Annotated in this window: 1 protein-coding gene; it reads left to right on the forward strand. The window is 38.5% G+C overall.

The features are described from left to right. The first annotated feature begins 37 nt into the window (after nt 1-37). On the forward strand, nt 38-1,366 hold the full coding sequence (locus WBJ10_RS15735) for a sensor histidine kinase (RefSeq protein ID WP_424291992.1): 1,329 nt from the start codon (nt 38-40) through the stop codon (nt 1,364-1,366). The last annotated feature ends 323 nt before the right edge of the window (nt 1,367-1,689 follow it).

Here is a 1,689-nt window from a genome sequence, read left to right on the forward strand (position 1 = left end):
CAGCACTATACCGCCGGTTAAGTAAGTATGATCTGTAGTGGATAAAGTTAGATTAAATACCCTCCTCCGCACTATTGGGCTATTTGTAACGTTGAGCCTGTCCGCGTACCTGCTGATTAAGGAAATGTATACTTATTCCCTGATGTTGGGGCTGATTAACATTTATCAGATCTATCAAATCTATATTAAACAGCTAAAGCTTTATAAAGAAGTAGATCAGTTTTCAAAGGCTCTGCATTATCGGGATTTCTCAAGGAATTACAATACCCATTCTGTTTCGGAACTCCAGCCTCTTTACACCAATCTTAATGATATCAGCCGCATATTTCAGCAAGTATCGCGGGAAAAAGAAACACAATATCAGTACATGCAGAAGATTCTTGAATTGGTAAATACGGGTATTCTCTCTTTTGAATCCGATAGCGGCGAAGTAATCTGGATGAACGAAGCCTTGAAAACAATGCTTGATCGGCCATATTTGAAAAATATTCAATCGTTATCAAAGCGGGATCAAAATCTCTATCTGGACATATCATCCCTACGTCCCGGCGACTCGAAAATCGCAACGATACTTACCCGAAAAATGAGCGTCAAGACCCTGCTCTCAGCTACGGCGTTTCAGACAAACGGCATTAAATATCAGCTTATCGCATTTCAGAATATCAATGAAGCCCTCGACGAAACAGAATCAAAGGCTTGGCAGAAATTATTAAGTGTCCTGACACACGAAATCATGAACTCGATCGCTCCAATATCTTCATTGGCAGACACGATAAAAAACCGTCTCGGAGCTTTGGATAAGCGTCTAGATACAGAAAACAACCTCTTCGATCTTGAATTAGGTATCAGTACTATAAAGAAAAGAAGCGAAGGCCTATTAAAGTTTGCAGAAACTTATCGAAACCTGAATAAAATAACTAAACCAAATCTACAGACGCTGTACGTGCGCGACCTATTCGAGAATCTTCATTCACTCATGCAGCCAACGCTAATACAAAAAACTATTGAGCTGGAGATAATTCTCAAAGATCCGAATCTGATGTTTGAAGCCGACTTGGCTCTCGTCGAACAGGTATTAATTAACCTGCTTGTAAATGCAATAGAAGCTCTGAAGGGCGTGAGTAAACCCAGGATCATTCTTTATGGGGAAAAAACTAACGAAAAAACCATTATTAAGATTATTGATAATGGTGTTGGGATTGAGGAGGAAGTACTCGACAAGATATTTATACCATTCTTCAGCACTCGTAAAACGGGAAGTGGAATCGGTTTAACACTATGTAAGCAAATTATGATGCTACATGGCGGTAGTATTCAAGTTCTTTCAAAGGCTGATGTAGGGACCAGCTTCATCCTGCTGTTTTAAACGAGGCCACTCGGCAACAGGGTCACAAGCATTTCAATTTCTTTACAAACATTAATCAGCGAAATTGATAATTCAACTATTGTACCTATGCTATAAATCGGTTCCAAGTTTCATAACTACTTTTGTAATTGAAAAACTATATATATATAGTTCATTATCGAACATACAGTGTATCGTAACCGGACAACAGACAGCTAACATCTGGCATAACTAGTTGGCAAGCAACGCGTTAAAAACATGGTACATAGTTAGTATTACATGCTGATAGAAATCAAATTTCTTTAAAGATGAATTTTAAACTAGCAATTCGGAGTATTTCACGC

This window comes from Daejeonella sp. (genome assembly GCF_049655485.1).
Classification (GTDB): Bacteria; Bacteroidota; Bacteroidia; order Sphingobacteriales; family Sphingobacteriaceae; genus Daejeonella.